Below are 26,156 nucleotides of genomic sequence, written 5' to 3'. Positions count from 1 at the left end.
GCGGCCATGGCCTGGCCGATCGCGGAGGTCGCCCGGATGTCCGGGGTGACCGCCCGGACGCTGCGGCACTACGACGAGATCGGGCTGCTGCCTCCGGCCCGGACCGGCTCCAACGGCCACCGCTACTACGAGGAGCGGCAGTTGCTGCAGTTGCAGCAGATCCTCGTCCTGCGGGCACTGGGCGTGGGCCTGACCGAGATCGCCCGGATCCTGGGCGATCAGGTGGACGAGCTGGACGCCCTGCGGGGCCACCACCGACGGCTGCTCGCCGAGCGCGACCGGCTGGACGCCCTGGCCGGCACCGTTTCCCGCACGATCGCCGACCTGGAACGCTCCCGGAAGGAAGGCACTCCCATGACCATCAACCGCCCCGAGAACCTCTTCGAGGGCATCGAGCCCACCGACATCGACGCCGGCCTGCGCGACTTCCCCGAGCACGCCGAGGCGGCCCGGCGCGCGACCGCCGCGATGAGCCCGGCCGAGATCGAGGCCGGGCAGCGCGAGCGGACCACGCGCATGATCCGCCTGGCGGAGCTGATGGCGGCCGGCCACCCGGCCGACGCCGAGCCCGTGCAGAGCACGATCGACGAGGAGTACCGCATGCTCGGCACGATCCGGTCCGTCCCGGCGGAGGAGTACCTCGCGATGGCGCAGTCCTGCACCGAGAACGAGCAGTGGGCCGCCGTCTACGAGGCGATCGCCCCGGGCCTGGCCGCGTACCAGCGTGCCGCCATGGAGGCCTACGCGGCGACGCGGCTGGGCTGAGCCCGGCCCCGGTCGGCAGGGGGACGGCGGGGGTGACGGTGGGGGGGTGACGGTGGGGGCGCCCCCACCGCCGTCCCCTCGCCGCACCCCGCCCGTCACTCCGTCCGCAGCGCCGTGGCCGTCCGGGTTCGGGCAGCCCAGGTGGCGGGGAGGGCTGCACCGAGCAGGGCCAGCGCCAGCCCGCCGAGTATCAGCGGCCCCACCACCGCCAGGTCGAACACGGTGAGGTCCGCCTCGGGCACACTGATCCCGGCGGCGCGGGCCATCGCGGGCATCACCCGGTGGTGCACCAGGATCCCGATCGGCACCCCGATCACCCCGGCCACCAGCCCGCTGCCGCACACCGAGGTGAGCACCATGCCGACGGTCTGCCGGGGCGACATCCCGAGTGCCTTGAGCACCCCGAGGTCGTGCACCCGTTCCCGGGTGTCCAGCAGCACCGTGTTGAGCACCCCGAGCCCGGCGACGACGGACAGCAGCAGGGTGAGCGTCCCCGCCAGGGTGTTCATCGCCAGCATCACGATGTTGATGTGCTGCTCGCCCGGCTCGGCACTCAGCCCCATCGGCCGGACCACGCCGTCGAGCGCGTCGGCGTAGGCGTTCGCGTCGGTGCCGGGAGTGAGGTCGATGTGGAAGGAGATCGCCTCGGCGGCGACGGCGCCGCCGAGCGGGGCCAGCGCGACCCGGTCCATGAACACGACGTCACCGGTGGTCAGGACCTCGCCGGTGATCTTCGCCGGGGCGGTGCGCCCGTGGTCGGTGAGGGTGACGGTGTCGCCGACCTTCGCCTGGTTGGTCCGGAGGTAGGTGGAGCCGACCACGACTTCGCCGGGGCCGTCGAACCAGCGGCCGGAGACCAGTTGGTAGCCGCCCCACGAGACGTCGCCGGTGAACGCGATCGCCTCGGAGCGCCCGGTGTTCCCGGCCAGGGTCACCGGCGCCGGGACGCTGCTGTACCAGGCCCGGGTGCCCGGACGGGCCTCGATCGCCCGGGCCACGGCCGCCTCGTCCAGCTGGTCGGCCGGCTTGCTCGGGCCCTCCATCGGCGCCTCGACCACGACCTTGCTCGTGCGTCCGGCCTCCAGACCGTCCTGGAGCAGGCCGAGTGAGAGCGTCAGGCCGACGCAGAGGGTGACCCCTGCGGTGCCGAGCACCACCGCGGCCGCCGTGGTCGCCGAGCGGCCCGGCCGGTGGAGCGGGGTCACCAGCCCGAGGCTCAGCGCACGCGGCACCGGAAGTCGGCCGATCCCGTTCTGCAGCCCCGCCAGGAGGCCGGCCAGCCCGGCTCGGCCCCGGGCGGCCGATCGCTTGGCTCCCGGCGCCGTCCGGCCGACCGCGAGCGCCTCCACCGTGCGCAGCCGGCCGGCCCGCAGCGCCGGCACCAGGGCGGTGCCGACCACCGCGGCCAGGGCCAGCGCCGGAACGGTGAGGTCCACCCAGAGCGGGATGCCGAGCAGGCCGCCGCGCAGGGCCTTCCGGGCGATGCCGAGGACAGGGACGGAGAGCAGGTTGCCGCCGAGCACGCCGAGCGCCGTGCCGATCCCGGCGGGGATCAGCGCCTGGCCGATGTAGGCGCGTGCCACCTGGGCCGGGGTGAAGCCCAGGGACTTGAGGATGCCGATCCGGCGGGTGGCCGCGGTGACGGCGCCGCTGACCACGACTCCGATGATCAGCACCGACATGGCGAGGCCGAGCAGCCCGAAGGCCGTGACGAACGGGACGAAGGTCGAGGCCGTCCGGTCGGCCTCCTGCTGGGCGGGCCGGTAGGAGGTGGCCCTGGCGAGTGCGCCGGGTGGCACCGCGGCGGCGAGCGCGGCGTGGTCCGTCTCCACCTCGGCGTCGGTGCCGGCCCGGGCGAAGCGGTAGAGGTACTGGGCGGCGGGCGTGGTGCCGGGCGCGGTGAGCCCGGCGACCTGCTCGGGGGCCACCCAGCCGTCCGCGCTCCAGGAGACGGAGTCGGCGAGGCCGACGACCTTGAGCGTCGGCTGCCCGGGCAGGCCCGGGAACCGCATGCTGTCGCCGACGGCCAGCGGGGAGTGGCCGTCCAGGAACACCACCTCGCCGGGGCCCTGGACCCAGCGGCCCATGGTGATCCGCAGGCCGTCCATCGGGCCGTCCTGCGCCCGGCCGACCAGCGTCATCGGCGGGAGCGGACTGCCGGGCGGCGGGAGCGTGGTGTCCTCGCCGGAGCGCGGCTGGACGGTGACCGCCGGGTACGGCCCGGCCGAGGCCGTCACGCCGGGCGCGCGGCCCGCCGCGGCCAGCTGGGCCGGGCTCGCCTTGGCCGGGTCGTACAGCACGTTGAGGTGCGCGCCGTGCCGGTCGGCGAAGGAGCGCTGGTACGGGCCCTGGGCGGCGACCAGCAGCCCGACCGCGAGGATGCACGCCGTCACGGACATCATCGTGGTGAGCACCATGACCAGGGTCTGCACCCGCTTGCGGCCCACCCCGGCCCGGACCACCTTGCCGAGCGCGCTCATGCGCTCACCTCCCTTCGCTCCGCGGCGGCGTCCGCCCATCCGCGCCGTCCGCGCCTGTCCTCCGTCCGCCCGGTCACCGTCACAGCACTCCCCCGGGTGTCGGCACGGCCGCCGTGTCCCGGACCAGCCGGCCGTCGAGCAGCTCGATCGTCCGGTCCGCGCAGGCCTCGGCGAGCGCGGTGTCATGGGTGACCAGCAGGATCGTCTGGCCCTCCGCGTTGAGCCGGCGCAGCAGGTCGCGGACGTCGGCGGCGGAGGCGGTGTCCAGCGCTCCGGTGGGCTCGTCGGCCAGCAGCAGCGGCGGACGGTTCATCAGCGCCCGGGCCACCGCGACTCGTTGCCGCTCGCCGCCGGAGAGCCGGCCGGGGAAGGTCTTGGCGTGCCGGGCCACCCCCAGCTGCTCCAGCAGCTCCCCGGCCCGGGCCCTGGCCTGGTCCCGCCGCATCCCGGTCAGCTGCGCCGGGAGCAGCACGTTGTCCTCCACGTTCAGGTCGTCCAGCAGGTTGAAGAACTGGAACACCATGCCGATCCGCCGCCGCCGGTACTCGGCCAGCGCGGCCTCGCCGAGCCGGTGGACGGGCACGCCGTCCACTTCCACCGTGCCCTCGCTCGGGCGGTCCAGGCCGGCGATCAGGTTCAGCAGGGTGGACTTGCCGCTGCCCGAGCGGCCGAGCACGGCCAGCGCCTCGCCGGCCCGCACCTCCAGGTCGAGCCCGGCCAGGGCGGGGCGGGCGGCGTCGGATCGGTCGTACGTCTTGCTGACGCCGCGGATCCGGATGATCGGCGCGTTCACGGGCCCTCCACGGTTCGGGTTCCGGCACCGGGAGCAACCCGGGTCCGGCTGACGGGACATGACGCTACGAATCGCGGCGGGGGTGCGGACAGCCGTCTGGACGGCCTCTCCGAGGTGTATCCAGATACACCCCGAACTGGGTGTTCAGGCCTAGAGCGCCGACCGCCCCGGACCGGCAGACTGAGCCACCGAAAGATCGGGACCGGGGTCCGCTGGGGCTCCGGAGCCGAGGGCGACGGGGCCTCCGAGCGGGGCTGCGGGACGGAGAGGGGGCGCGTCATGACGACGGGAGTGACGACAGGAGTGACGACGGGAGTGCCGGCGGGAGTGCCGGCGGAGGAGCACCCGGGGCCGGTGGCCTGGGCGGCCCGGCGAGCGGTCCGGGCCTGCGTGGACGGGGTGCGCGCCTGGTACGTGGTCACGATGGCCGTGACGGGCCTGATCGCGCTGCTGGCCGGGCCGATCCTGGTGGCCGCCGCGCTGTTCGGACCGGAGGAGGCCGGACCGTTCGGGCCGGGCGGCCCGTTCTTCCTCCTGGTGCCGCTGGCCCCGGTCGCTGTCTGGGCGCTCTGCTGGGCCACCGGGGGCGGCGGCCGGGCGGTCGGGGCCGCCCTGTTCGCCCCGGGTGCGCTCGCGGTGATAGCGACGCACCTCTACGGGGGCGCGGCGCCCGGCGGCCGGTCGGTCTCGCTCTGGCTGGCGCCCTCGCTGGTGATGCTCGGGCTGTTCGGCGCGCGCTGGATCGCGACGGAGAGCCGGCGGACGGTCGGCAAGTGGAGCGGGCGGCCGGTCCCGGTGCCGTACCGCCGTGCGCCCGGCGCCGACAGCCCGTGGCAGCGGCTACGGGCCGGCGGCTGGCTGGCCGACCCGGCGACCTGGCGGGACTTCGCCTGGGCACTGCTCACCGGCTTCGCGGTGCTGTTCACCGCCGCGATCGTCCTGCTGACCCCGATCGTCCTGGAGATCTTCGGCCGGAACGGGCCCTTCTTCCCGCTGGGTCTGGTCTACGGGATGGGCCTGTGCGCCGCCCCGGCGGCCGCACTGTGGGCCGCCCCGCCGGTTCTGCGGATCCACGAGCGGGCCGCCCGGGCCCTGCTCGGGCCCTCCCGGCGGGCCGAGCTCGCCCACCAGGTCAGCCACCTGGCCCGGACCAGGGCGGACACCATCGACGCGGGGGCCGCCGAGCTGCGCCGGATCGAGCGGGACCTGCACGACGGGGCGCAGGCCCGGCTGGTGGCGCTGGGCATGCTGCTGACCGTGGCCGAACAGCTGAAGGACGACCCGGACGCCCTGGGCCCGCTGCTGGCCGAGGCCAGGGAGTCCTCCGTGAAGGCGCTGAGCGAGCTGCGGGACCTGGTCCGCGGCATCCACCCCCCGGTGCTCGCCGACCGCGGACTGGCCGACGCAGTGCAGGCCACGGCACTGGACATGCCGCTGCCGGTCACCTTCAGCGGCGAGCTGCCCGGCCGGGCGCCCGCCCCGGTGGAGTCATCCGCCTACTTCGCGGTCACCGAGCTGCTGGCCAACGTGGTCAAGCACGCGGGCGCCTCGCACGTGTGGATCGAGATAGGGCACAGTGACGGGCTGTTGCGGATATCGGTCACCGACGACGGGCGCGGCGGCGCCGACCCGTCCCTGGGCACCGGCCTCAGCGGAACCGAACGCCGACTGGCCGCCTTCGACGGGGTGCTCGCGATCAGCAGCCCGCCCGACGGTCCGACCATCGTGAACCTGGAGATCCCGTGCGCGTTGTCATCGCCGAAGACCTCTTCCTCCTCCGGGACGGCCTGACCCGGCTGCTGGAGGCCAACGGCATGAAGGTCACCGCGGCGGTCGAGAACGGTGACCAGTTGCTCGCCGCGGTGGCCGCCGACCGGCCCGACATCGCCGTGGTCGACGTCCGGCTGCCACCGGGCTTCACCGACGAGGGGCTGCGGGCCGCGCTGGCCGCGCGCCGGGCGCACCCGGGCCTGCCCGTCCTGGTGCTGTCGCAGTTCGTGGAGCAGCTGTACGCCCGCGAGCTGCTCGCCGGCAGCAGCACCGGCGGGATCGGCTACCTGCTCAAGGACCGGGTGATGGACGGCACCCAGTTCATCGACGCCGTCCGGCGGGTCGCCCAGGGCGGTACCGCGATGGACCCGGAGGTGATCACCCGGCTGCTCACCCACAACTCCTCCGCCGGGCCGGTCTCCACCCTCTCCCCGCGCGAGCGGCAGGTGCTGGCGCTGATGGCGGAGGGCCGCTCCAACGCCGCCATCGCCCAGCAGTTGGTGATCACCGAGCGGGCCGTCGCCAAGCACACCGCGTCGATCTTCGTCCGGCTCGATCTCCAGCCCTCCGACGACGACAACCGCCGCGTCCTGGCCGTCCTGGCGTACCTCAACAACACCTGAGGCGGCACAGAGACGGCACGGAGACGGCACAGAGGCGGCACAGCAGCGACCCTTACGGCAGCTGTGAGAGACCCGCGGCAAGCACACCTTGAACGACCACCGACAAGTGATGGGCGGCCCTCCGCCGCAGGGGGCTCGCCCGCCGCCGAACGGGTCATCTAGGCTGGTGACGTGCTCATCCTTGTTCGCCGCCGTCACGTGGACCTGCTCCGCGTGACCAGCATGTCCTGTCGACGCTCCGGCTGAACCTCGCGCCACCCACCCTCAACGGCGGTCCCCACCCGGCCGCCACCCACCTCCCGGCCCCCCGGAGCACCAGCCGCACCAGGCGGTCGCTCCGGCCACCCCTCGGTCGACCACCGGGGCCGGTCGGGACGAGACCCAGCGGATGTCACACATGACGCAGCAGTACACGCCCATATCCGAAGCCGCCTCCGGCTCCGCCCCGGCGGACTCCCTCCCGGTGATCGACCTCTCGCTCGCCGACGGCAGCCCGGACGACCGCCGCCGCCTGCACGACGAGCTCCGCACCGCGGCCACCGGTGTCGGCTTCTTCCAGCTCGTCGGCCACGGCGTCACCCGGGAGGAGACCGCCGCCCTCACCGCGGCCATGCGCGCCTTCTTCTCGCTCCCCGAAGCCGACCGGCTCGCCGTGAGCAACCTCAACTCCCCCCACTACCGCGGCTACACCCGCACCGGCGACGAGCGCACCGGCGGAAGCCAGGACTGGCGCGACCAGCTGGACATCGGCGCCGAGCTGCCGCCGCACGTCCCCGGCGCCGGCGAGCCCCCGTACTGGTGGCTGGAGGGCCCCAACCAGTGGCCCGCGGCGCTCCCCGAGCTGCGCACCGCCGCGCTCGGCTGGATCGACCGCCTCGGCGCGGTCGCCCGGCGGCTGCTGCACGAACTGCTCACCGCGATCGGCGCCCGCCCCGACTTCTACGACGACGCCTTCGCGGGCCACCCCCACCTGCGGCTCAAGCTGGTCCGCTACCCCGGCACCGCCCCGGACGGCGCCGGCCAGGGCGTCGGCGCCCACAAGGACTACGGCTTCATCACCCTGCTGCTCCAGGACACCGTGGGCGGCCTCCAGGTCGAACGCCCGGACGGCACCTTCCTGGACGTCCCGCCGCTCGACGGCGCCTTCGTCGTCAACCTCGGCGAACTGCTGGAGGTGGCCACCGACGGCTACCTCAAGGCCACCAGCCACCGCGTGGTCAGCCCGCCCGGCGCCCGCGAGCGCTTCTCCGTCCCGTTCTTCTTCAACCCGCGCCTCGACGCCCACATCGCGCCGCTGGACTTCCCCCTCGCCCACCACGCCCCCGGCGCCACCGAAGACCCGGACAACCCCCTCTTCGCCGACTTCGGCCTCAACGAGTGGAAGGGCTACACCCGAGCCCACCCCGAAGTCACCCGCCGCCACCACCCCGCCCTCGCCTGACCGGGCCCCGCCCGACGGCCCCTGCCTGACGAAACCGGCGAGCCCCCGCACGAAGCCCCTGCCCTGCGCCCGAACCCCGGCGCAGGCGGGGGCTTCGCCGTGCAGAGCGCCGTCGGCAGCATCGCCGCGCCGGTCCGCCGGTGGTCCGCCGGTGGACCGCCGGTGGACCGGCACGGGCCGCACTGTCACACTGCTGCTGTCACAGCAGGAGTGTGCCAGTGCGGGAGGCAGCGGATGGGGGAGCGCGGCGCCGGGGTGGGCGAGGTGCGGCTGACGGTGGACGAGTTGGCGGCGCGGGCCGGGGTGACGGTGCGGACGGTGCGGTTCTACGGGACGAAGGGGCTGTTGCCGCCGCCGGAGCTGGGGCCCCGGCGGGTGGGGTTGTACGGGGCGGCGCACCTGGACCGGCTGGGGCTGATCGAGGAGTTGCAGCGGCAGGGCCTGACGCTGGCGGCGATCGAGCGGTACCTGGCGCAGCTGCCGGAGGACAGCAGCCCGCTGGACCTGGCGATCCACCGGGCGCTGGTGGCGTCCTGGACACCCGAGGCGGCCGAGGAGCTGGGGCGGGCGCAGCTGGAGCGGCGGGCCGGGCGGGGGCTGTCGGAGGAGCACGTCGAGCGGCTGGCCGCGATGGGGGCGCTGGAGCGGACCGGCGATCCGGAGGTGTTCCGGGTCGATCCGGGCCTGCTCCCGCTGGGGGTGCGGATCCTGGACGTGCCGATCCCCCTGGAGACGCTGCTGGCCGCCCGGGCGGTGGTGCTGGAGCACAGCCGGGCCACGGCACAGGAGTTGCAGCGGCTGTTCCGGGAGACGGTGTGGAAGCCGTACCGGGAGAGCGAGCCCGCGCCGGCGGAGCTGGCCCGGATGAAGGAGCTGACGGACCACATCCAGCCGATGGTGGCGCAGGCGCTGGTCACGGCGTTCCAGCGCTCGCTCCGGGAGGAGTTGGGTGAGGCCGTCCTGAGCACGGCCCCACCCGAGCACGGCGAGTCGAACGGGTAAAGCGAGTCGCGCGAGTCGAGCAGGTCTGGCGAGTCGCGCGAGTCTGGCGACTACGGCGGGTAGGAGCCCGCGCCGGGCCCGTCAGTCGCCGAACGTCCGCCCCTCCGCCGCGATCCGCTCCAGCAGCGCCGGCGGCGCGAACCGCTCGCCGTACGCGGCGGCGAGTTCGCGGGCGCGGGCCGCGAAACCGGCCGGGCCGCCCTCGTACCCGTTGATGTACTGGAACACGCCGCCGGTCCACGCCGGGAAGCCGATGCCGAGGATGGAGCCGACATTGGCGTCGGCGACCGAGGTCAGCACGCCCTCCTCCAGGCAGCGCACCGAGTCCAGGGCCTCGCTGAACAGCATCCGCTCCTTGAGGTCCTCGAAGGGGACCTCGGCGAAAGCATCGGCCGAAGCACCCGCGAAGTGCTCCTGCAGCCCCGGCCAGAGCCGCCCGCGCCTGCCGTCCTCGCCGTACTCGTAGAAGCCCGCGCCGCCGCTGCGCCCCGGGCGGCCGAACTCGTCGACCATCCGGTCGACGACCGCGTCCGCCGGGTGCGGCGTCCAGGTGCCGCCGACGGCCTCCACCGAGCGCCGGTACTCGTCGCGGATCTTGCGCGGCAGGGTGAGGGTGAGCTCGTCCATCAGGGAGAGCACCTTGGCGGGGTAGCCGGCCTGTCCGGCGGCCTGCTCGATGGTGGCGGGGTGGATGCCCTCGCCGACCATGGCGACGCCCTCGTTGAGGAACTGGCCGATCACCCGCGAGGTGAAGAAGCCGCGCGAGTCGTTGACCACGATCGGGGTCCGGTCGATCTGCCGGACCAGGTCGAAGGCGCGGGCCAGGGCCTCGTCGCCGGTCTGCGGGCCGCGGATGATCTCCACCAGCCGCATCTTGTCGACCGGCGAGAAGAAGTGCAGGCCGATGAAGTCGCCGGTCCGCCGAACGCCTTCGGCGAGTAGCCCGATCGGCAGGGTGGAGGTGTTGGAGCAGAGCAGCGCGTCGGGGGCGACGACGCCCTCGATCTCCTGGAACACCTTGTGCTTGAGTTCGGTGTTCTCGAAGACCGCCTCGATCACCGCGTCGCAGTCGGCCAGGTCGGCGGCGTCGGCGGTGGGGGTGATCCGGGCGAGCAGTTCGTCGCGCTTGGCCTCGGTGGAGCGCCCGCGCGCCACGGCCTTGGCCAACAGCCCTTCGGAGTACGCCTTTCCGCGCCGGGCGGCCTCGATGCTCACGTCCTTGAGCATGACCTCGATGCCGGCCTTGGCGCAGGCGTAGGCGATGCCGGCGCCCATCATGCCGGCGCCGAGCACGGCGACCTTGCGGACCGTCCGCTTCTCGACGTCCTTGGGGCGCCCGGCACCGGAGTTGACCGCCTGCATGTCGAAGAACAGTGCCTGGATCATGTTCTTGCTGGTCTGGCCGCAGGCGAGTTCGGTGAAGTAGCGGGCCTCGATGACCATCGCGGTGTCGACGTCGACTTGGGCGCTCTCCACCGCGGCGGCCAGGATGTTGCGCGGGGCCGGGTAGGGCGCACCGTTCAGCTGCTTGCGCAGGTTGGCCGGGAAGGCGGGCAGGTTGGCGGCGAAGGCCGGGGTCGCGGGGGTGCCGCCGGGGATCTTGTACCCCTTGACGTCCCAGGGCTGGACGGCGGTCGGGTTGGCCTCGATCCAGGCCTTCGCCCGGGCGGTCAACTCCTCGGGGGTGTCGACCAGTTCGTGCACCAGTCCGTGCTCCAGTGCCTGCCCGGGGCGGTACTGGCGGCCCTGCAGCAGGAACTTCAGCAGGGCGTCGGTGATGCCGAACAGCCGCACCGTGCGGACCACCCCGCCGCCGCCCGGCAGCAGGCCGAGGGTGACCTCGGGCAGGCCGATCCGGCCGGCCGGGGTGTTCAGCGCGATCCGGTGGTGGCAGGCGAGCGCGATCTCCAGGCCGCCGCCGAGCGCGCTGCCGTTGACGGCGGCGACGACCGGCTTGCCCAGCGTCTCCAGCGTGCGCAGCGAGCGCTTGATCCGCATCGACTTCTCGAAGACGGCCTCGGCGTCCTCGGGGCGGGCGGCGGAGAGCATCCGCAGGTCTCCCCCGGCGAAGAAGGTCTTCTTGCCGGAGGTGATGACGACGAGGCCGGCCAGGCGTCCGACGACGGCCTCGAAGTCGGCGGTGAAGGCCTCGTTCATGGTGTTGACGGACTGGGTGGGGTCGTCGAGGACGAGGGTGACCACGCCGTCCTGGTCCTGCTCCCAGCGGATGGTGGTGGTGGTGTCGCTCATGGGTTCACGGTCTCCGTAATCTGCGGGGAGGGGATCAGACGCGCTCGACGATGGTGGCGATGCCCATGCCGCCGCCCACGCAGAGGGTGATCAGGCCGTAGCGCAGGTCGCGCCGCTCCAGCTCGTCGATCACGGTGCCGAGCAGCATCGCGCCGGTGGCGCCGAGCGGGTGGCCGAGCGCGATCGCGCCGCCGTTGACGTTCACCTGGTCGGCGCGGAAGCCGAGTTCGCGGATGAAGCGGAGGGCGACGGCCGCGAAGGCCTCGTTGATCTCGACCAGGTCGATGTCGGCTGCGGTGAGCCCGGCCTTGGCGAGCGCCTTGCGGGTGGCCGGGGCGGGGCCGGTGAGCATGATGGTCGGCTCGGAGCCGGAGACGGCGGCGGAGACGATCCGGGCGCGCGGGCGCAGCCCGTACCGCTCGCCGACCTCGCGGTTGCCGATGGCGACCAGCGCGGCGCCGTCCACGATGCCGGAGGAGTTGCCCGCGTGGTGGACGTGGTCGATGGCCTCCACCCAGTGGTACTTCTGCAGGGCGACGGCGTCGAAGCCGCCGGCCTCGCCGATCGCGGCGAACGAGGGCTTGAGGCCGGCCAGGGTCTCGACGGTGGTGCCGGGGCGGATGAACTCGTCGCGCTCCAGCACGACCAGGCCGTTGCGGTCGCGCACCGGGACCACCGAGCGGTCGAACAGGCCGTCCGCCTGGGCCTTGGCGGCGCGGGCCTGGGACTCGGCGGCGAAGGCGTCCACGTCGGTGCGGGAGAAGCCCTCGATGGTGGCGATCAGGTCGGCGCCGATGCCCTGCGGGGCGAAATTGGTCTCGTACGCGGTCATCGGGTCGGCGAACCAGGCGCCGCCGTCGGAGGCCATCTTGACCCGGGACATCGACTCCACGCCGCCGGCCAGGACCAGGTCCTCCCAGCCCGAACGGACCTTGGCGGCAGCCAGGTTGACGGCCTCCAGGCCGGAGGCGCAGAAGCGGTTCTCCTGGACGCCGGCCACGGTGTCCGGCAGGCCGGCCGCGATGGCGGCGATCCGGGCGATGTCGGAGCCCTGGTCGCCGATCGGGCTGACCACCCCGAGCACGATGTCGTCGATCGCGGCCGGGTCCAACTCGGGGAAGCGGCAGCGGATTTCGTGGATCAGGCCGACGACCAGGTCGATCGGCTTGGTGCCGTGCAGCGAGCCGGTGGCCTTGCCCCGGCCGCGCGGGGTGCGGATCGCGTCGTAGACGTACGCTTCGGTGGTCACGATGGGACTGCCTTTCGGGGCGGGGGGATGGCGTCGGGCTCGCCGGAGGAGGCGGACCTCGCGAACGGGGTCAGCGGTCAGCGGTCAGCGGTCAGCGGTCAGCAGTCAGCAGTCAGCCGAGGATGGAGCGGCCCACGATCTCCTTCATGATCTCGGTGGTGCCGCCGTAGATGGTCTGGATGCGACCGTCGGTGAACGCCCTGGCGACCGGGAACTCGCTCATGTACCCGTAGCCGCCGTGCAGTTGGAGACAGCGGTCGGCGGTGCGCTTCTGCAGTTCGGTGGCCCACCACTTGGCCATCGAGGCGTCGGCCGGGGTGAGCGCGTAGCGGTTGTGCTCGGTGATGCAGCGATCCACGAAGGTCCGGGTGACGGCGCACTCGGTGGCCAGTTCGGCGATCTCGAAGCGGACGTGCTGCAGCTTGGCGAGCGGGCGGCCGAAGGCCTCGCGCTGCTTGACGTAGTCGGTGGTGATCTCGACCAGGTACTCGGCGCCGGCGATCGCCGCGGCCGCGATGGTCAGCCGCTCCTGCGCGAGGTTCTGCATCAGGTGGACGAAGCCGCCGTGGAGCTCGCCGAGCAGGTTCTCCTTCGGGACGCGGACGTCCTCGAAGAACAACTCGGCCGTGTCCTGGGCCTTCTGGCCGATCTTGTCGAGGTTGCGGCCGCGCTCGAAGCCGGGCGTGCCGCGTTCGACGGCCAGCAGGCTCAGCCCGTGCGCGCCGCCCTCCGGGGTGGTGCGGGCGACCACGATCACCAGGTCGGCGAGGATGCCGTTGGAGATGAAGGTCTTGGCGCCGTTGAGCAGGAAGTGGTCGCCGCGGTCGACCGCCTGGGTGCGGATGCCCTGCAGGTCGGAGCCGGTGCCCGGCTCGGTCATCGCGATCGCGGTGATCAGCTCGCCGGAGCAGAAGCCGAGCAGCCAGCGGCGCTTCTGCTCCTCGGTGCCGAGCGAGGTGAGGTAGGGGCCGATGATGTCGTTGTGCAGGCCGATCGCCAGACCGGAGGCGCCGGCCCGGGCGAACTCCTCGGCCAGCACGGCGGCGTAGCGGAAATCCGGGGCGCCGCCACCGCCGTACTCCTCCGGGACGGCGATGCCGAGCAGGCCCTGGCGGCCGGCCGCGAGCCAGACGGAGCGGTCGACGATGCCCGCCTTCTCCCAGCGGTCGTAGTGCGGCAGCACCTCCTTGGCAAGGAAGGCCCGTACGGTGGCCCGGAAGTCGTCGTGCTGCTCGGTGAAGATCTCGCGCTGCAACGCTACTCTCCTTGTTCTGCTGGGGAGTCGGGCCCGGCGGAGCCGGGGGCGGAGGGGCCGAGGGAGGGCACGCCCCAGTCCCGGGCCACCTCGGCGGTGTCGGCGCCCGGCCGGGCGGGCGGGCGGCGCAGTGCGCCGGGGGTGGCGGAGAAGCGGGGGGCGGGGGCGGGCTGGGTGACGCCGTCCGCCTCGACATAGGTGCCGCGCGCCGACAGGTGCCCGTCCACGGCAGCCTGACGCATCGTCAGGACCGGTTCCACGCAGGCGTCGGAGCCGGCGAAGACGGCCTCCCACTCGGCCCTGGTCCGGGTGGCGAAGCGGGCGGCGATCAGGGTGCGCAGTTCGGGCCAGCGGGCGAGGTCGTACTGACCGGGCGCGTCCGGGCCCAGTTCCAGCAGGCGGGCGAACTCGGCGTAGAAGCGCGGCTCCAGCGCGCCGACGGCCAGGTGCCCGCCGTCGGCTGCGCGGTAGACGGCGTAGAACGGCGCGCCGCCGTCGAGCAGGTTGACGCCCCGGCGGTCCTGCCAGTGGCCGGCGGCGAGCAGCCCCCAGAGCATGCTGCCGAGGTGCGCGGCGCCGTCCACGATCGCCGCGTCCACCACCTGGCCCGCGCCGGTGGCCCGGGCGTGGTGCAGCCCGGCGAGCAGGCCGACGACCAGGTAGAGCGAGCCGCCCGCGTAGTCCCCCAGCAGGTTGGCCGGGATCCCGGGCGGCTCGTCGGCGCCGCCCGCCGCCACCATCCCGAGCACTCCGGCGACCGCCGCGTACCCGAGGTCGTGCCCGGCGGTCGTGGCCCGCGGGCCCTGCTGCCCCCAGCCGGTCATCCGGCCGTAGACCAGCGCCGGGTTGCGTGCCAGGCAGGCCTGCGGGCCGACGCCGAGGCGCTCCGCGACGCCGGGCCGGTAGCCCTCGATCAGCAGGTCGGCCCGCTCGACCAGGTCGAGCACCCGCCCGGGCCCCTCGGGCGACTTCAGGTCGATCAGCACCGAGCGCTTGTTGCGGTTGGTGAGGTCGTGGGCCGGGTCCGTGCCGAGCGGTGACGGCTCCGGCCGGTCCACCCGCACCACGTCCGCCCCGAGGTCCCCCAGCAGCATCGCGGCGAACGGCCCCGGCCCGATCCCGGCCAGTTCCACCACCCGCACACCCGCCAACGGGCCGCCGGCTCCCGGTAGGCCCGGTCCGCCCGGTACGTCCGGCACGTCCGGTCCGCCCGGTACATCCGGCACGTCCGGTACACCTGTCGCGTCACGCACTGGCCGCAGAACCCTTTCGGGGTTTGACAGTAAAGCTGTAACACTCGGGATGATAGAGAAGCGACCCATCGGTAACAAGACCTCCGGGCCTGCCCCTCCCCCGCTGGACCCGCGGGCGGGAAAATCACCGGACACCTGTCTGTGTAACGGTCTAAGGTGCGAATCAGCCATTACGAAGCCATGGCCGACGACAGCAACCGCCACGAGCGACAACCGGGGAAGCACACCATGACCACCGCCCAGCACCACACCACCCGCACGGTCGTCACCACCTCCGAGCGGCTGGTGCTCACCCGGCCCCAACAGGGCGACGCCGAGGCGCTGTTCGCCGTCCACGGGGATCCGGAGACCAACCGGTACAACCCGCACGGGCCGCAGCGGGACCTCGCCCAGGCACAGGAGATGCTGGACGGGTTCGTGGCCGACTGGCCGCGCGACGGGGTGGGCTACTGCGCCGTGTCGACGCGGGAGGAGCCGGAGACGATCATCGGGTACGCCGGGCTCTACCTGCACACGCTCGACGGGGAGCGGGTGTTCAACCTCTACTACCGGTTCCGGCCGTCCGCCTGGGGCCGGGGGTACGCGGCGGAGGCGGCCCGGGCGGCGATGGCGGAGGCCCTGCCCCGCTTCCCCGGGATCCCGGTGATCGCCCTGATCCGGGCGGACAACCTGCCCTCCCGCCGGCTCGCCGAACGGCTCGGGCTGGTGGCGGACCCGGACGGGCGGGTCGACGAGGAGGACCGGCTGATCCACCGCATGGCTGAGCCGAAGGCCTGAGCCGCAAGCCCGAGCCGCAAGCCCGAGCGGCAGGCCCGAACTGAGGGCCCGAACCGCAGGCCCGAACCGGCGCTTCCTCGCTCCCCCCGGCGAGGATCCCCCGCCGGGGGGAGCGGGATCCCGCTCCGGGCGGAGGACCGGGACCGGAGCGCGGAGCGACCGTGGGGGCATGAGAATCAACGAAGGCGCCGTACGGTCCGGGGCAGCGTGGACGGCGGTGGCCGCGACCGGGCCGTACCTGACGCTCAAACTGCTGTGGCTGACCGGACACCCGGTGGGGTCGGACGATCCCGGCGAGATGGACAAGCTCTGGCTGCTGAACCTGCTCACCTTCGGCATGGACGCGATCGCCGTCGCCCTGGCGCTGGCCTTCGTCCGGCCGTGGGGGCGGCGGGCGCCGGCCGGGCTGGTGGCGTTCCCGATGTGGGTGGCGACCGGGCTGCTCGGCACCATCCTGGTGGCGCTGCCGCTGTTCCTGCTGAGCGTCCTCGTCCTGGGCCCGGAGCACCGCACCGACCCGGACGACAAGGGCCTCGGCGGCTGGGTCTTCCTGGTCGTGTACGGCGGGTTCACGGTGCAGGGCCTCGCGCTGCTCACCGCCTTCGCGCTCTACGCCCGGCAGCGCTGGGCCGGGCTGCTGACGGACCGGATCGGCGACCTGCCGCGCTCCGCCACGCTGACCGTGCAGCGCACCCTCGCCTGCGTCGCCGCCCTGCTCGCCGTCGGCGTGGCGGCGGCCCGGCTGTACTGGGCGGCGGGCGGCACCGCCGGGCTGCCGGTCGACATGGCGGAGACGCGCAGCCGGGGCGTGGCGGTGATGGACGGCGTCACCGCGGTGATGGCGGTGGCCGCGGCGGCGGCACTGCTGGTCCTGGTCTTCCGGATCGAGCCGCGGCGGCGGCTGCTCGGGCCGCTGCTGGTGGCCTGGACGGCGGCCGGCTCGCTGTTCGGCTGGGGCAGCTGGCAGTTGGTGGCGTTCGGGACGACGACGACCCGGGTGACCGACCTGCGGAAGGCGGTGCCCGGGCTGCTGCCCCTGGTGCAGACCGCCCAGGTGGTGACCGGGGTGCTGATCCTGGCCGTCGGCGCGATCGCGCTCACCGAGCGGGCGGCCCGGGAGCGGGCAGGCCGGGAACGGGCAGGCCAAGCACGGACAGGCCGGGCACAGGCAGCCCAAACACGGGAAGCCCGACAGAGCACCGCTGACGTAGAGTCACCCAGGTGATCACGGGGGCGGGCACGCGACTGCGGCGTGCGGTAGGGGCGATGTTCGGACGGCAGGCCAGGTTGCGCTGGGTGCACCTGGTGCTGGGCGGCGCGCTGCTGATGCCGTACTGGCTGCTGTCGGTGGTGATGCTCGGGGCGCTCAACCCGGCACAGGGACCCGCTCGTCAGACCCTGCTGCAGTTCCTGTCGCTGTTCACCTCCCTGCCGATGGCCGCCGTCACCGCGCTGCTGCCGACCGTCCGCGGTCTGGAGGGCGCGGCCGCCCGGGCCCTCTGCTCGACCGCGCGGCCGGAGGAACTGGCCACCGGACCCGCCCGGTCGTGGCCCGCTCGGTGGCGCACCTCGCTCTGGTTCGTCCTGCACCTCTTCTCCGGCGGGGTCGTCGCCGGGATGACGCTGGCCGGGACGCCGTTCGCGATCGTGCTGATCCTCAACATCGGCGGCGCCCGCGACCTGGCACGCTTCTGGGAGGACCGTTTCCCCGGCTGGATGCTCACCGGCCCCGCCCTGGGCCTCGCCGTCCTGCTGCTGATCCTCCTCGCCAACGCCGGCTTCGGCGCACTGCTCGCCCGCTGGGCGCCCGCCCTGCTCGGCCCGACCCCGGAGGAACGATTGGCCACCGCCGAACGCCGGGCCACGGTGCTCGCCCAGCGCAACCGGCTGGCCCGCGAACTGCACGACTCCGTCGGACACGCGCTCAGCGCGGTCGGCATCCAGGCCTCGGCGGCCGCCCGGGTGCTGCGCAGCAACCCCGACTTCGCCGCCGAGGCACTGCAGGCGATCGAGGAGACCGCGCGGGCGGCCGTCGCCGAACTGGACACCGTACTCGGCCTGTTGCGCGAGGAGGACCCGGAAGCCAACGGGGCGGCAGGACCGGCCGGGCCCACCCTCGCCGGGCTGGACGACCTGCTGCGCCAACTCGCCCGCACCGGGGTCACGGTGGACGCCGAACTGGCCCCCGGCCTGGCCGCTCTGCCCGACGCCGTCTCCCGCGAGGCGTACCGGATCGTGCAGGAAGGCCTGACCAACGTCCTGCGGCACGCCGGAGGCGTCGCGGCCGGACTGCGGGTCGGGCTGGCCGGCGGCCGGCTGGAGATCGAACTGACCAACCCGATGGGCCCCGGCCGCCCGAGCCGCCCCGGCGGCGGACGCGGACTGCGCGGGATCGGGGAACGCGCTGCCGCCCTGCACGGCGGCAGCACGGCGGGACCGGACGAGGACGGGACGACGTGGCAGCTCGCCGTCTGGCTGCCGGTGGCAGGATCCGCATGACGCACGAGGGGGACACGGTGAACGACAGGGACGCAGCGGACGCAGTGAACGGCGGGGCCACAGTGAACGGCGGGGCCACAGTGAACGGCGGGGCCACATTGAACGGCGGGGCCACATTGAACGGCGGGGACGGGGACGGCGACGCAGTGAGCGACGGGCGAACGGGCACCGGCGGGAACGGCCCGGGCCAGGCCGCGCCCGCCATCCGCGTGGTGATCGCGGACGACGAGCGGCTGGTCCGGATGGGCCTGCGGGTGGTCATCGACGCCGAACCGGACCTCACCGTGGTCGGCGAGGCCGCCGACGGGGCCGAGGTCGTCCCGCTGGTGCGCGAACTGCTGCCGGACGTGGTGCTGATGGACGTCCGCATGCCCGGCATCAACGGCATCCGCGCGACCGAGCAGCTGGTCGGCGGGATGGCCGAGCCGCCGCGGATCCTGGTGGTCACCACCTTCGAGCACGACGACCACGTGTACGACGCGCTGCGCGCGGGCGCGGCCGGCTTCCTGCTGAAGCGGGCCCGGGCCGAGGAGATGGTGCAGGCGGTGCGACTGGTCGCGCGCGGGGACTCGCTGCTCTTCCCGGCGGCCGTCCGCGAACTCGCGCTGCGCCACGGCGCGGACCGCCGCCGGGAGGCCGAGGCCGACCAGGGGCCGATCGGACGGCTGACCGAGCGGGAGGGGCAGGTGCTGCGGCTGATGGCCACCGGGCTCAACAACGGCGAGATCGCCCGGCAGCTGGTGGTGAGCCAGGAGACGGTGAAGACGCACGTCGGCAGCGTGCTCGCCAAGCTGGGCGCGCGGGACCGCACCCAGGCGGTCATCGCGGCGTACGAGTCGGGGTTCGTCCTGCCCCGCTGACTGCCCCGCTGACTGCCCGGCTGAACACTGCGGAGGGGCGCGCGCCGGTCCGGGCACCGAGGAATCGCACACGGGTTCCACCGCGCCGGTACCAGCGAGTAGAGTTCGATTTTCCCCTTTGCCGTCCGATACCTCCCGTATCGCCTGGAACGAACTGGTGGCCGCATGACAGTCCGGACCCGCCCCGCGCTGTGGTGGCGCATGGGAATCGTGCTCTCGGCGGGCCTCGGCCTGTCCCTCGGGACCGCACCGCTCGTGTACTTCACGGTGCAGAGCAACGTCATCGTGCTCGGCTACTTCATCGGCGCGGTGTACTGGATGACCAAGCGCGGCACCGTGGACGCGCCCGCGCCCCGGCTGCGCGGCGCCGCCACGCTCTACATCCTGATCACCGGGCTGGTCTCACACATCCTGCTGCAGCACGGCGCCAACCCGCTGCCCGGACTGGTCAGCGGGCCGGACCGGCTCGCGCACTGGTCGTCGTTCTTCCTGCACTACGTGACGCCGGTGATGGTGATCATCGACTGGCTGGTGCTCAAGCCCCGCAACGCGGCGGCCTGGAAGGACATCCCGCTCTGGCTGGCCTTCCCGCTGGGCTACGCGGCGATCGTGCTCACCCGCAACGCGCTGTTCGACGACTACCCGACGCCCTACCCCTACTTCTTCTTCGACCCGACCACCAAGGGCTACGGCTACGTCTGGGGCCAGATCGCCCAGCTGACCGTCGAGTTCGTGGTGCTCGCCGCGCTCGTCGTCGGCCTGGACCGGCTCGGCACGCTGGTCGCCGGCAAGCTGCGGCCCGCACCGCAGGCGTAGCCACGGCGAGTTGCCGACCTCCTGTCGACCTCGACGTTCACCCGCCCCGAGCCGATCACCGTACGGCCCGCGGCGGGCGCGCACATCACCGGGCCGGTGGCGGTGCTCAGGGGCCCGCCCTGAGCACCGCCCGCCGGGAGCTCACCGAGGACGCCCGGAGCCGACGATCCCGGTAGCCCGCCGCCACCGGCCGGCTGCCACGACTCCGGGGCAGCTGCCTCGGGTCCGCTACATCGGGTCCACCCCCCGCAGTTCGCCGTCCAGCTCCAGCCACCTGGTCAGGCCCAGGCCGCGCAGGAACGGCAGGTCGTGGCTGACCACGATCAGCGCGCCCTGGTAGGCGGCCAGCGCCTGGGTGAGCTGGCGGACGCTCGCGAGGTCCAGGTTGTTGGTCGGCTCGTCCAGCAGCAGCAGCTGCGGCGGTGGGTCGGCCAGCAGCAGGGCGGCCAGCGTCGCCCGGAACCGCTCGCCGCCGGACAGCGTGCCGGCCGGCTGCTCGGCCCGGGCGCCGCGGAACAGGAAGCGGGCGAGGCGGGCGCGGATCGCGTTGTCCCCGGCGGCGGGCGCGAACAGCTTGACGTTCTCCACCACGCTGCGCTCGTCGTCCAGCAGGTCGAGCCGCTGCGGGAGGTACCGCAACGGCACCGGAGTGGTGATCTCCCCTTCCAGTGGGGCGAGTTCGCCTGCGATGGCGCGCAGCAGGGTGGACTTTCCGGCGCCGTTGCGGCCGACCAGGGCGATCCGCTCGGCACCGCGCAGGTCGAGGTCGGCGGTGGTGCCGTAGGGCAGCCGGACCTTCTGCAGGGTGAGCACGGTGCGCCCGGCCGGGACCGCGGTGCGCGGCAGGTCGATCCGGATCTCGGCGTCGTCCCGCACGGCCTCCTCGGCCGCGCCGAGCCGCGCCTTGGCCTCCTCCAGCCGCTCGGCGTGCATGCCCTGGAGCCGGCCCGCGGTCTCCTGACCCTTGCGCTTGAGCATCCCGGCGAAGATGTGCGGGTCGTTTCGGGTGACCGACCGCTTCTTCCCGTACGCGGCGCTGCGGTCCAGCCGGATCCGGGCGTCGGCCAGGTCCCGTTTCTGGCGCTGGACGTCGGCCTCGGCGTTGCGCAGCAGCCGCTCGGCCGTCTCCTGCTGGGCGGCGAGGGTGCGTTCGTACTCCTCGAAGTTGCCGCCGTACCAGGTGACGTCGCCGTCCCGAAGGTCGGCGATCTGGTCGACGTGGCTGAGCAGCTCGCGGTCGTGGCTGACGATCAGCATCACGCCGTTCCAGCCGGCCACCGTCTCGTAGAGCCGCTCGCGGGCGGCCCGGTCGAGGTTGTTGGTGGGCTCGTCGAGCAGCAGGACGTCGGGGCGGGCGATCAGCAGGGCGGCCAGCCGCAGCAACACTGCCTCGCCGCCGGAGAGTTCGCCGGTGGTGCGGTCGAGGCCGAGGCCGCGCAGACCGAGCCGGTCGAGCGTGGCGCGGGCGCGCTCCTCGACGTCCCAGTCGTCGCCGACGGCGTCGAAGTGGCGCTGGTCGGTGTCTCCGGACTCGATCGCGTGCAGCGCCTCGCGGGTGGCGCGGATGCCCAGTGCCTCGTCCACCCGGAGGGTGGTGTCGAGCGTCAGGCCCTGTGGCAGGTAGCCGAGTTCGCCGTCCACCCGGACGGTGCCGCCGGTGGGGGTGAGGTCGCCGGCGATCAGCCGCAGCAGGGTGGACTTGCCCGCGCCGTTGAGCCCGATCAGGCCGGTGCGGCCGGGGCCGACGGCGAGGTGGAAGCCGTCCAGGACGGGTTTGCCGTCGGGCCACTCGAACGCGAGGTCGGTGCAGAGGACGGCGGTGGTGGGTTGTGCCATGTAGGGACTCCCGGGGTGGTTGCCGAAGGGGTGATGAGCAACACGGGGAGACACCGCGGGTGTGGAACCGGTACGGCCGGAGGACAGGAGGGCGGAAGGAAGCGCCGGGGGGCCGTGACTGAGGTCGCACACACGCGCACCACGCGGCAACAGGGCCTGCGCGGCGGGGCGGTGTCCCGGGACCTCAGTAGAGCAACGGCCTTCTCCTTGTCTGGCTGATGACCCGGACCACGCTAGGACCGTCGGCGGACGTGTGCAACCGATTTATCGGACGCCGCGGCTCGGGCGGCACGGACCGGGTCGCCGCGGATCGGGTCCCCGCGGACCGGACGGCCACGGACCGGGTGGCCACGCACCGGACAGCCGCCGCGCACCAAGTGGCGCCCGGCGGAGGCCTGGTGCCGATCCGGTGACAGCCCCGTCCCAGCCCGGGCCGGATGTAAGGAGATTCTTATCCGCATGGCAGACTCCTCACCTGCCATACCTACGGCCCGCGGGCCGTACCCGCGGAACGGGCCGTATGGCAGTAGTCAACAGGGGGATTTGAACTCATGTCACCGATATCCCGGCCGAGCCGTGCCGTCCTGGGCGCATCCGTCGCCGCGCTGACCATGGTGGTCGCCACCGCCTGCGGCCCGGACAACAGCGACCCGGTCGGAGCCGAGACCGGCGCTCCCACCGTCGCGGCCAGCGCCTCCGGCAAGCCGGGCGCGGCCCCGATCAAGCTGCCCACCATCGAAGAGCTGAAGGCCTGGAAGCTCGACGACTGGGACAAGTGGGCGCAGGCGAACGTCATCACCCCGGCGGTCAAGGGCTACTGGACCCTGCAGAAGCTGCTGAACGCCAAGCCGAAGCCGCTGCCCCAGGCCCCGGCCCAGGACCCGACGCAGGCGCCCGCCCAGCCCACGGCGCAGCCGACCGCCCAGCCGACCGGTGCGGCCCCGGCCCAGCCCACCGCGGCCCAGCCGCCGGCCGGCCCGGACCAGCTGCCCGCCATGGTCCCGGCCAAGCCCGTGGCGCACCCGTTCCCGAAGAACACGCACGTCAACGGCAAGATCTTCTTCAAGGACGGCAACGAGGACTACGTGTGCTCCGGCACCGTCATCTCGGACCCGGAGCACCCGGGCAAGAGCAACCTGGTGTGGACCGCGAGCCACTGCCTGCACGGCGGCAAGGGCAACAAGTACTACACCGACATCACCTTCGCCCCGGCCTTCAACAGCAACGGCGTGCTGAGCGGCGCCGGCAAGCAGCAGGCCAAGGTGGAGGACGCCGAGCCGTACGGCGAGTGGGGCGCGACCGCCGGCATGGTCTCCCCGCAGTGGACCGCCGAGGCCGACCCGGAGAAGGGCGGCCCCTGGAGCCAGTACGACTTCGGGATCATCAAGGTGGCCAACCCCGACGGCAGCGCCAAGTCGCTGGAGGAGACCGTCGGCGGCTCCGTCCCGCTCTGGTTCAACGCCCCGCGTGACCAGCTCGCCTCGGTCAGCAACTACGGCTTCCCGGAGGGCAAGCCCTTCGACGGCGTCGAGCTGGAGCACTGCGACGGCGGCAAGCCGTCCAAGAAGACCGGCGACCCGAGCCGCCCGGCGATGCTGCTGATCGGCTGCAACATGACCGGCGGCAGCAGCGGCGGCGGCTGGTACGCCACCAAGGACGGCAAGCCGGCCCTGGTCAGCGACACCTCCATCGGCAACGGCGCGAACACCTACGAGGCCGGTCCGTACCTGGAGGACGTGGCCCAGCACATGTTCGAGTACTTCTCGAAGAAGGCCAAGTGATCACCGAGAGGTGATCCGCCGGGGTTGCACGCACTGACCCGGGGGCCGCGGCTGCCACAGCCGCGGCCCCCGGGCTTTTTTCGGCATGGGGGCCCGCTCCTCCTACAATCGGCCTCATCATGAGCGCCACACTCGTAGTCAAGGACCTCAGCGCCGGCCACGGCGAACGCACCCTCTTCTCCGGCCTGGACCTGGTGGTCGCCCCCGGCGACGTGATCGGCCTGGTCGGCGTGAACGGCGCCGGCAAGTCGACCCTGCTGCGGCTGCTGGCCGGCCTCGACACCCCCGAGGGCGGCTCGCTGCGGCTGAGCCCGGCCGGCGCCAACGTCGGCCACCTGCCGCAGGAGCCGGAGCGGCGCGAGGGCGAGACGGTGCGCGACTTCCTGGCCCGCCGCACCGGCGTGGCGGCCGCGCAGGCCGCCCTGGACGAGGCCACCGAGGGCCTGGTCGAGGGCCGGGCCGGCGCCGACGACGCGTACGCGGCCGGCCTGGACCGCTGGCTCGACCTCGGCGGTGCCGACCTGGAGGAGCGCGCCGAGGAGGTCGCCGACTCGCTCGGGCTGAAGGTCTCGCTCGACCTGCCGATGACCGCGCTCTCCGGCGGCCAGGCCGCCCGGGCCGGCCTCGCCTCGCTGCTGCTCTCCCGCTACGACGTCTTCCTGCTCGACGAGCCCACCAACGACCTCGACCTGGACGGCCTGGAACGGCTGGAGGCCTTCGTCAAGGGCCTGCGTGCGGGCACCGTGCTGATCAGCCACGACCGCGAGTTCCTGGCCCGCACGGTGACCAAGGTGCTGGAGCTGGACCTGCACCAGCAGCAGGTCCACCTGTACGGCGGCGGCTACGAGGCGTACCTGGAGGAGCGGGCGGTGGCCCGCCGGCACGCCCGCGAGGAGTACGAGGAGTACGCCGACACCAAGGCCTCGCTGGAGGCCCGGGCGCAGATGCAGCGCAACTGGATGGAGCACGGCGTCCGCAACGCCCGCCGCAAGGGCAGCGACAACGACAAGAAGGCCCGCGCGACCCGCGCCGAGTCCACCGAGAAGCAGGCCTCCAAGGCCCGCCAGACCCAGCGGATGATCGAGCGGCTGGACGTGGTCGAGGAGCCGCGCAAGGAGTGGGAGCTGCGGATGGAGATCGCCACCGCGCCGCGCTCCGGCTCGGTGGTCGCCACCCTGAACGGGGCCGTCGCCCGTCGCGGCGACTTCGCCTTCGGCCCGGTGGACCTGCAGATCGACTGGGCCGACCGGGTCGCCATCACCGGCGCCAACGGCGCGGGCAAGTCCACGCTGCTGGCCGCACTGCTCGGCCGGCTCGAACTCGACGGCGGCAGCGCCTCGTTGGGCTCCGGCGTGGTGGTCGGCGAGGTCGACCAGGCGCGCGGGTCGTTCCTCGGCGGGGAACCGCTCTCGGAGGCCTTCGCCGCCGCCGTACCGGAGTTGTCGCCGGAGGACGTACGCACCCTGCTGGCCAAGTTCGGCCTCAAGGCGGTGCACGTGCTGCGCCCGGCCGGCACCCTCTCCCCCGGCGAGCGCACCCGGGCCGCGCTGGCGCTGCTGCAGGCCCGCGGGGTCAACCTGCTGGTGCTGGACGAGCCCACCAACCACCTGGACCTGCCCGCGATCGAGCAGTTGGAGGCCGCGCTCGGCTCGTACACCGGCACGCTGCTGCTGGTCACCCACGACCGGCGGATGCTGGACACCGTCGCGGTGAACCGGCGGATCGAGGTCCGGGACGGGCGGGTGCACGAGCTGTAGGCCCGGTCCCGCACCTCGGCGGCGGCACGGCGGCACGGCGGCACGGCGGTACCGCGGCACGGCGGCTCGGCGGTACGGCGGTACGGCGGCACGGCGGCATCGCGGAACGGCAGCACGGCGGCCCCTGCGGGAATTGGTCTCGACCTCTTCCCGGAAGGGCCGTCATGTGCTGTGCTGTCCGCCATGGTTGACAGCACAGACGGCGCCGCGGCCGGGGCGACTCACCCGACGTCCCACCCGACGGTTGCGCTCACCCCCATGACGGTGCCCGCCCACGAGGCCGAGGCCCGCAGCAGGTCCTTCCACGACGTGATGGCCCGGCGCCGCACCGTCCGCGACTACTCCACCCGCCCGATCCCGGACGGGGTGGTCGAATGGGCGGTCCGGACCGCGGGCACCGCGCCCAGCGGCGCCCACGTCCAGCCCTGGCGGTTCGTGGTGATCACCGACCCGGAGCGCAAGCGGCGGCTGCGCGAGGCGGCGGAGGCCGAGGAGCGCGAGTTCTACGGCCACCGGGCGTCGGAGGAGTGGCTGGCCGCGCTCGCGCCGATCGGCACCGACTGGCGCAAGCCGTTCCTGGAGGACGCGCCGGCCGTGATCGTGGTCTTCGAGGTGCACAAGGGGCCCGACTCGCCGCGCCCGTACTACACCAAGGAGTCGGTGGGGATCGCGGTCGGACTGCTGCTGGCCTCGCTGCACCAGGCCGGGCTGGCCACGCTGACCCACACGCCGAGCCCGATGAGGTTCCTCAACGAGGTGTGCGACCGACCGACGGAGGAGCGCGCGGCGTACGTGATCCCGGTCGGCTACCCGGCCGAGGGGGCGCGCGTGCCGGATCTGCGGCGCAAGGAGCTCGACGAGGTGCTGGTCCGGCTCTGACGCGCCGGTCCGCGAGCGGGAGCGCCGGTCCGCGAGCCGTCGCGCCGGGCCCGGGCCGGGCGCGCCTGGT

The 26,156-nt window shown here is 73.6% G+C and carries 20 protein-coding genes; 13 read left to right on the top strand and 7 right to left on the bottom strand.

The annotated features are described in order from the left end of the window. Positions 1-6: 6 nt before the first annotated feature. Positions 7-765: a MerR family transcriptional regulator gene (locus tag BX285_RS15460; RefSeq protein WP_097238508.1), complete on the top strand. Its 759-nt coding sequence runs from the start codon at positions 7-9 to the stop codon at positions 763-765. Positions 766-860: 95 nt separating this feature from the next. Here BX285_RS15460 and BX285_RS15455 read toward each other — a convergent pair whose 3' ends face one another. Together BX285_RS15455 and BX285_RS15450 are read right to left on the bottom strand one after the other, a co-directional pair. Next, on the bottom strand, positions 861-3,245 hold the full coding sequence (locus BX285_RS15455; protein WP_121175439.1) for an FtsX-like permease family protein: 2,385 nt from the start codon (positions 3,243-3,245) through the stop codon (positions 861-863). A gap of 79 nt (positions 3,246-3,324) precedes the next feature. Then, positions 3,325-4,038 (bottom strand): ABC transporter ATP-binding protein, encoded by a 714-nt coding sequence (locus tag BX285_RS15450; RefSeq protein WP_257032852.1) that lies wholly within the window; start codon positions 4,036-4,038, stop codon positions 3,325-3,327. A gap of 279 nt (positions 4,039-4,317) precedes the next feature. Between BX285_RS15450 and BX285_RS15445 the strand changes: the two genes are divergently transcribed. The 4 genes from BX285_RS15445 to BX285_RS15430 all read left to right on the top strand — a co-directional run bounded on the left by BX285_RS15445 (position 4,318) and on the right by BX285_RS15430 (position 8,874). Beyond that, a complete protein-coding gene (locus BX285_RS15445) occupies positions 4,318-5,829 on the top strand; it encodes a histidine kinase (RefSeq protein ID WP_259470540.1) in 1,512 nt (503 codons plus the stop codon). Continuing rightward, entirely contained in the window at positions 5,781-6,431 is a 651-nt protein-coding gene (locus tag BX285_RS15440; RefSeq protein ID WP_121175437.1) for a response regulator transcription factor, read from the top strand. Before BX285_RS15445 ends, BX285_RS15440 begins: the two co-directional genes overlap by 49 nt. A 397-nt stretch (positions 6,432-6,828) precedes the next feature. After that, positions 6,829-7,872: an isopenicillin N synthase family oxygenase gene (locus BX285_RS15435; RefSeq protein WP_097238504.1), complete on the top strand. Its 1,044-nt coding sequence runs from the start codon at positions 6,829-6,831 to the stop codon at positions 7,870-7,872. A gap of 234 nt (positions 7,873-8,106) precedes the next feature. Further along, positions 8,107-8,874, top strand: a complete 768-nt coding sequence (locus tag BX285_RS15430) for a MerR family transcriptional regulator (protein ID WP_097238503.1) — start codon at positions 8,107-8,109, stop codon at positions 8,872-8,874. Positions 8,875-8,955: 81 nt separating this feature from the next. Here the strand turns inward: BX285_RS15430 and BX285_RS15425 are convergent, their stop codons facing one another. The 4 genes from BX285_RS15425 to BX285_RS15410 all read right to left on the bottom strand — a co-directional run bounded on the left by BX285_RS15425 (position 8,956) and on the right by BX285_RS15410 (position 14,827). Beyond that, positions 8,956-11,124 (bottom strand): 3-hydroxyacyl-CoA dehydrogenase NAD-binding domain-containing protein, encoded by a 2,169-nt coding sequence (locus BX285_RS15425; protein ID WP_121175436.1) that lies wholly within the window; start codon positions 11,122-11,124, stop codon positions 8,956-8,958. A gap of 34 nt (positions 11,125-11,158) precedes the next feature. Then, a complete protein-coding gene (locus BX285_RS15420; RefSeq protein WP_121175435.1) occupies positions 11,159-12,373 on the bottom strand; it encodes an acetyl-CoA C-acetyltransferase in 1,215 nt (404 codons plus the stop codon). A 112-nt stretch (positions 12,374-12,485) separates the two neighbouring features. Then, entirely contained in the window at positions 12,486-13,628 is a 1,143-nt protein-coding gene (locus BX285_RS15415; protein WP_121175434.1) for an acyl-CoA dehydrogenase family protein, read from the bottom strand. A gap of 2 nt (positions 13,629-13,630) precedes the next feature. Next, positions 13,631-14,827 carry a CaiB/BaiF CoA-transferase family protein gene (locus tag BX285_RS15410; protein WP_398900957.1) on the bottom strand — a complete coding sequence of 399 codons (1,197 nt, stop codon included), beginning with the start codon at positions 14,825-14,827 and terminating at the stop codon, positions 13,631-13,633. Positions 14,828-15,109: 282 nt separating this feature from the next. Here BX285_RS15410 and BX285_RS15405 point away from each other — a divergent pair, with 282 nt between their 5' ends. From BX285_RS15405 to BX285_RS15385, 5 genes are all read left to right on the top strand, one after another. Beyond that, positions 15,110-15,658 (top strand): GNAT family N-acetyltransferase, encoded by a 549-nt coding sequence (locus tag BX285_RS15405; RefSeq protein WP_183107079.1) that lies wholly within the window; start codon positions 15,110-15,112, stop codon positions 15,656-15,658. Positions 15,659-15,827: 169 nt separating this feature from the next. Continuing rightward, entirely contained in the window at positions 15,828-16,883 is a 1,056-nt protein-coding gene (locus BX285_RS15400) for a hypothetical protein (protein WP_147465167.1), read from the top strand. A gap of 41 nt (positions 16,884-16,924) precedes the next feature. After that, entirely contained in the window at positions 16,925-18,157 is a 1,233-nt protein-coding gene (locus BX285_RS15395) for a sensor histidine kinase (protein WP_121175431.1), read from the top strand. Positions 18,158-18,303: 146 nt separating this feature from the next. Continuing rightward, positions 18,304-19,017 (top strand): response regulator transcription factor, encoded by a 714-nt coding sequence (locus BX285_RS15390; RefSeq protein ID WP_259470539.1) that lies wholly within the window; start codon positions 18,304-18,306, stop codon positions 19,015-19,017. 165 nt (positions 19,018-19,182) lie between these two features. Next, complete coding sequence (locus BX285_RS15385; RefSeq protein ID WP_097238495.1) at positions 19,183-19,833, top strand: Pr6Pr family membrane protein; 651 nt, start codon at positions 19,183-19,185, stop codon at positions 19,831-19,833. 228 nt (positions 19,834-20,061) lie between these two features. Here BX285_RS15385 and BX285_RS15380 read toward each other — a convergent pair whose 3' ends face one another. Then, positions 20,062-21,669 (bottom strand): ABC-F family ATP-binding cassette domain-containing protein, encoded by a 1,608-nt coding sequence (locus tag BX285_RS15380; protein WP_121175429.1) that lies wholly within the window; start codon positions 21,667-21,669, stop codon positions 20,062-20,064. A 551-nt stretch (positions 21,670-22,220) separates the two neighbouring features. Between BX285_RS15380 and BX285_RS15375 the strand changes: the two genes are divergently transcribed. The 3 genes from BX285_RS15375 (at position 22,221) to BX285_RS15365 (ending at position 26,086) form a co-directional block, all read left to right on the top strand. Continuing rightward, complete coding sequence (locus BX285_RS15375) at positions 22,221-23,450, top strand: serine protease (RefSeq protein WP_097238493.1); 1,230 nt, start codon at positions 22,221-22,223, stop codon at positions 23,448-23,450. 119 nt (positions 23,451-23,569) lie between these two features. Further along, complete coding sequence (locus BX285_RS15370) at positions 23,570-25,207, top strand: ABC-F family ATP-binding cassette domain-containing protein (RefSeq protein ID WP_121175428.1); 1,638 nt, start codon at positions 23,570-23,572, stop codon at positions 25,205-25,207. A gap of 183 nt (positions 25,208-25,390) precedes the next feature. Continuing rightward, positions 25,391-26,086, top strand: coding sequence for a nitroreductase family protein (locus BX285_RS15365; RefSeq protein WP_121177528.1), 696 nt, complete (start codon positions 25,391-25,393; stop codon positions 26,084-26,086). Positions 26,087-26,156: the final 70 nt, after the last annotated feature.

The organism is Streptomyces sp. 1114.5, from assembly GCF_003635085.1.
Lineage (GTDB): Bacteria > Actinomycetota > Actinomycetes > Streptomycetales > Streptomycetaceae > Kitasatospora.
This window is presented reverse-complemented; position numbering and strand designations above follow the sequence as displayed.